This window comes from Streptomyces sp. SID14478 (assembly GCF_010548525.1).
Lineage (GTDB): Bacteria > Actinomycetota > Actinomycetes > Streptomycetales > Streptomycetaceae > Streptomyces.
The window spans coordinates 1-4,564 of record NZ_JAAGMG010000708.1; the positions used below are offsets into that span (position 1 = coordinate 1).

The window sequence follows — 4,564 nt, forward strand, 5'->3', positions numbered from 1 at the left end:
CATCCGGCGCCCCTGCCGCGGCGGCGGAGCGGGACGCGTGGGCGGACCCCTCCCGCATCGCGGGACGCCGCCTGCCGGCACCGGGCCCGACGGCGTGGAGCCGTACCTACTGGCCCGGGTGAGCGCGAACTGGTCCCCACGCGCCGGGGCGCCTGAGTACGCGTACTCAGGCGCCCCGCGCACGGCCGCCGCAGTATCGAAGGCGTGCTGTGGTCAGACCCCGAGAACGAGCCGCCCAAGGAGCTCCGCGAGACGCAGGAGATGCTGCGCCGCGCGGGTCTCGTGGTGGCGCTCGCCATGTTCCTGGCGATGCTGGTGCTGGGCGTCGGGGTTCTCTGAGACGGTCCGGCCCATGCGGTCCGGGTTCTATACGCTGGCCCGCATGACAGACCGGCGCCGCCTCATCCTGGCCTCCCAGTCCCCCGCCCGTCTGGGCCTGCTGCGGCAGGCCGGGTTCGCCCCGGAGGTGATCGTCAGCGGGGTCGACGAGGACGCCGTGACGGCCCCGACCCCCGCCGAACTGGCCCTCGCGCTCGCCGAGGCCAAGGCCTCCGTGGTGGCCGCGCGCCCCGAGGCGTCCGGCGCGCTCGTCATCGGCTGCGACTCGGTGCTCGACCTGGACGGCGAGGCGCTCGGCAAGCCCGTCGACGCCGAGGAGGCCACGGCCCGCTGGAAGGCGATGCGCGGCCGGGCGGGGACGCTGCAGACGGGCCACTGCGTGTACGACACGGCGAGCGGCCGCTACGCGTCGGGGACCGCCTCCACGGTGGTCCGGTTCGGCGAGCCGAGCGACGCGGAGGTCGCCGCGTACGTCGCGAGCGGCGAACCGCTGCACGTGGCGGGCGCGTTCACGCTCGACGGCCGCTCGGCCCCGTTCATCGACGGCATCGACGGCGACCACGGCAACGTGATCGGCCTGTCGCTGCCGCTGCTGCGCCGTCTGCTCGGCCAACTGGGCGTCGGCATCACGGAGTTGTGGGCTCCGGCGCGCTAGGCGGCACGGCGGCGCCGCCGTTGTCCTGCCGGTCGGCGTCCTGCGCCCCGTTCTCGCGGCGGTCGTAGGCCACCAGCGTCAGCACGATCAGCGCGAGCACGACCATCATCGCGACGAAGGCGAGCCAGCCCACCAGACCGATGGAGAACGCGCCGAGCAGGCCGTGCACGACGGCGGCGCTGATCAGCAGGATCCGCCCGAAGCCGCCCGGGGCGCGGTCGGTGCTCGCGGCGCGCGCGAGGAAGAAGGCGCACAGCAGGAGGTAGATCCCGAACACCCCGCCCGCGACCCAGGCGCCCACGGACATCGCCCGCGGGTCGAGCCCCGCCAGCGACATGTCCTGCCGGTCGACGACCAGCCCCAGGAACCAGTTCAGGAAAACGATCCCGACGGCCTCCACGAGCAATACGATCGCGGCCACCCACGCCACCGGTCTGCGCGCCACCGGTCCCACCCACTTCCGAGATACGACGTTCGACTTACGACTGCGTTACCCCGAGTACGTTCGAGACATCGCGAACGCTACTAACGGGTAAACCTCGGGACAAGGGTTCTGCCGCAGGCAAAGAATCATTGGGCCATTCGTAGGGACTCCACAAAGAATGACGGCGGGCCGCAGCGCGGTCTCACAGAGACCTAGGCCACACCACAGGGCTAGGGTTGCCCCGAGGGATCCCGTACGGCCAGGCACGACAAGGGATTTCGGGGAGCGAGCGAACCTCGAGTCACACTCCGTGTGGGCAAGCTCACCATTGGGGACGGGTCGTAAGCCCGTGTCGGCAGTCCCTAAACTCGGCTTGTTTCAAGGAGGGAGCCATCGTGCGCAAGGTGCTCATCGCCAACCGTGGCGAAATCGCTGTCCGCGTGGCCCGGGCGTGCCGGGACGCAGGGATCGCAAGCGTTGCCGTCTATGCCGAACCGGACCGGGACGCCCTGCATGTCCGCGCGGCCGACGAGGCCTTCGCGCTGGGTGGTGACACCCCGGCGACCAGCTACCTGGACATCGCCAAGGTGCTGCAGGCCGCGAAGGACTCGGGTGCGGACGCGATCCACCCCGGCTACGGATTCCTGTCGGAGAACGCGGAGTTCGCCCAGGCCGTGCTGGACGCGGAGCTGATCTGGATCGGCCCGCCGCCGCAGGCCATCCGCGACCTGGGCGACAAGGTCGCCGCCCGGCACATCGCGCAGCGCGCCGGTGCCCCGCTGGTGGCCGGCACCCCCGACCCGGTCTCCGGTTCGGACGAGGTCGTCGCGTTCGCCGAGGAGCACGGCCTGCCGATCGCGATCAAGGCCGCCTTCGGTGGTGGCGGGCGCGGCCTGAAGGTCGCCCGCACTCTGGAGGAGGTCCCGGAGCTGTACGACTCGGCGGTCCGTGAGGCCGTCGCCGCGTTCGGCCGCGGGGAGTGCTTCGTGGAGCGCTACCTCGACAAGCCGCGCCACGTCGAGACGCAGTGCCTGGCCGACTCCCACGGCAACGTGGTCGTCGTCTCCACGCGTGACTGCTCGCTGCAGCGCCGCCACCAGAAGCTGGTCGAGGAGGCGCCCGCCCCGTTCCTGAGCCAGGCGCAGCTGGACGAGCTGTACTCCTCGTCCAAGGCGATCCTCAAGGAAGCCGGCTACGTCGGCGCCGGCACGGTCGAGTTCCTGGTCGGTGCGGACGGCACGATCTCCTTCCTGGAGGTCAACACCCGCCTGCAGGTCGAGCACCCGGTCACCGAGGAGGTCGCCGGCATCGACCTGGTCCGTGAGATGTTCCGCATCGCCGACGGCGAGGAACTCGGCTACGGCGACCCCGAACTGCGCGGCCACTCCTTCGAGTTCCGCATCAACGGTGAGGACCCGGGCCGCGGTTTCCTGCCCGCGCCGGGCACCGTGACGACGTTCAACGCGCCCTCCGGCCCCGGTGTGCGCCTGGACGCGGGCGTCGAGGCCGGCAGTGTCATCGGCCCGGCCTGGGACTCGCTCCTGGCGAAGCTGATCGTGACCGGCCGCACCCGCAAGGAGGCCCTTCAGCGGGCCGCCCGCGCGCTGGCCGAGTTCGAGGTCGACGGGATGGCGACCGCCGTCCCGTTCCACCGCAAGGTCGTCGTCGACCCGGCGTTCGCGCCCGAACTGAGCGGCTCCGCCGAGCCGTTCACCATCTTCACCCGGTGGATCGAGACCGAGTTCGTCAACGACATCCCGCCGTTCGCGCCGGGTGGCGGCGACGCCGAGGACGAGGACGGCGACCGCGAGACGATCGTCGTCGAGGTCGGCGGCAAGCGCCTGGAGGTCTCCCTGCCCTCGTCGCTCGGGATGACGCTGGCCCGTACGGGACTTGCGGCCGGTGCCAAGCCGAAGCGGCGCGCGGCCAAGAAGTCCGGCCCTGCCGCCTCCGGCGACACCCTCGCCTCCCCGATGCAGGGCACCATCGTCAAGGTCGCCGTCGAGGAGGGCCAGGAGGTCAAGGAGGGTGACCTCGTCGTCGTCCTGGAGGCCATGAAGATGGAACAGCCGCTGAACGCGCACAAGTCCGGCACCATCAAGGGCCTGACCGCCGACGTCGGCGCCTCCCTCACCTCCGGCGCCACGATCTGCGAGATCACGGACTGAGGCCGACCCGCGTACGTCGAGGGCCCGTTGAACCGACCCCGGTTCGGCGGGCCCTCGCCGTGTGCCGTTCAGGGAGCGGGCCGAGGAGCGCGCGGCCGCGCGCCTTCCCCGGTGCCGCCGCGGCGGCGGTCCCTGCGCACCCGCCCGGCGGGGTGATCAGGCATCCTTGGAAGTCCGCGCCCGCCCAGGGAGGCCCGATGACGTCCGGCACCGAGTACGAGCGCGCCCGCCCGATGCGTGCGGACGCGCGGCGCAACTACGAGCGGCTGCTCACGCAGGCCCGCACGGCGTTCGCCGAGCACGGCACCGGGGCGTCCCTGGAGGACGTGGCCCGCGGCGCGGGAGTCGGCATCGGCACCCTGTACCGGCATTTCCCGAACCGGTACGCGCTGGTGAGCGCCGTCTTCGAGGAGGCGGTGGGCGATCTGCTCGCCCGCTCCCGGGCGCTGCTCGACGCGCCCCAGCCGTGTACGGCGCTCGTGACGTGGCTGCGCGAGGTCGTCACGCATGCGAGCGAGTACCGGGGGCTGTCCCGGGTCCTCATGTCGGGCTCCCCGGACGCGAGTTCGGCGCTGGCGCGGTGCAGTACGCCGCTGCGGCGGGCGGGCCAGGATCTGCTGTCGCGGGCCCAGGAGGCGGGCGCGGTGCGCCGGGACGTGTCGATCACGGATCTGCTGCAGTTGACCAACGCGATCGCGCTCGCCGCCGAGGAGACTCCGTCGGACCCGGACCTGGTCGATCGCCTGCTGCGACTGACGCTCCGGGGCATCACAACCCCTTAGGGCGTGTGGTGGGAGTCCCGCCGCTTCCGCCCGGAGCCACGGGGCCAGCGGGGCTGTCACCACACGCCCCAGGGGCGCGGGGAACCGCGCGACCGGCCACGTCGGCGTGGCGCACACCGCCGGAGCAGCGACCCGCGACGGCGCCGAGCTCCCGGGCTCTGCCGCGGACCCCGCTCCTCACCCGCCGCAGGGGCGG

The 4,564-nt window shown here is 72.4% G+C and carries 5 protein-coding genes and 1 pseudogene; 5 read left to right on the forward strand and 1 reads right to left on the reverse strand.

Annotated features, from left to right (window positions below):
• The 3 genes and pseudogenes from G3I40_RS47335 to G3I40_RS23610 all read left to right on the forward strand — a co-directional run.
• Nucleotides 1-122 (forward strand): annotated as a pseudogene (locus tag G3I40_RS47335) (acyl-CoA carboxylase subunit epsilon); the annotation flags it as partial.
• A gap of 82 nt (nucleotides 123-204) precedes the next feature.
• A complete protein-coding gene (locus tag G3I40_RS47955) occupies nucleotides 205-339 on the forward strand; it encodes a hypothetical protein (protein ID WP_275410217.1) in 135 nt (44 codons plus the stop codon).
• A gap of 43 nt (nucleotides 340-382) precedes the next feature.
• Nucleotides 383-994: a nucleoside triphosphate pyrophosphatase gene (locus G3I40_RS23610; protein ID WP_164304123.1), complete on the forward strand. Its 612-nt coding sequence runs from the start codon at nucleotides 383-385 to the stop codon at nucleotides 992-994.
• On the opposite strand, the gene G3I40_RS23615 is transcribed toward G3I40_RS23610, so the two are convergent.
• Complete coding sequence (locus tag G3I40_RS23615) at nucleotides 966-1,424, reverse strand: hypothetical protein (protein WP_164304126.1); 459 nt, start codon at nucleotides 1,422-1,424, stop codon at nucleotides 966-968. The genes G3I40_RS23610 and G3I40_RS23615 overlap by 29 nt on opposite strands.
• A gap of 389 nt (nucleotides 1,425-1,813) precedes the next feature.
• On the opposite strand from G3I40_RS23615, the gene G3I40_RS23620 reads away from it, so the two are divergent.
• Together G3I40_RS23620 and G3I40_RS23625 are read left to right on the forward strand one after the other, a co-directional pair.
• The gene (locus G3I40_RS23620; protein ID WP_164304124.1) at nucleotides 1,814-3,586 is read left to right on the forward strand and encodes a biotin carboxylase N-terminal domain-containing protein; all 1,773 of its coding nucleotides are present in this window, start codon (nucleotides 1,814-1,816) and stop codon (nucleotides 3,584-3,586) included.
• Between the two features lie 197 nt (nucleotides 3,587-3,783).
• Nucleotides 3,784-4,368, forward strand: a complete 585-nt coding sequence (locus G3I40_RS23625; RefSeq protein WP_164304125.1) for a TetR/AcrR family transcriptional regulator — start codon at nucleotides 3,784-3,786, stop codon at nucleotides 4,366-4,368.
• The last annotated feature ends 196 nt before the right edge of the window (nucleotides 4,369-4,564 follow it).

Excerpts from the sequence above, each read along its gene's own strand:
- G3I40_RS23610 (WP_164304123.1), top strand. The coding sequence starts at position 383 with ATGACAGACCGGCGCCGCCTCATCCTGGCCTCCCAGTCCCCCGCCCGT.
- G3I40_RS23625 (WP_164304125.1), top strand. The coding sequence starts at position 3,784 with ATGACGTCCGGCACCGAGTACGAGCGCGCCCGCCCGATGCGTGCGGAC.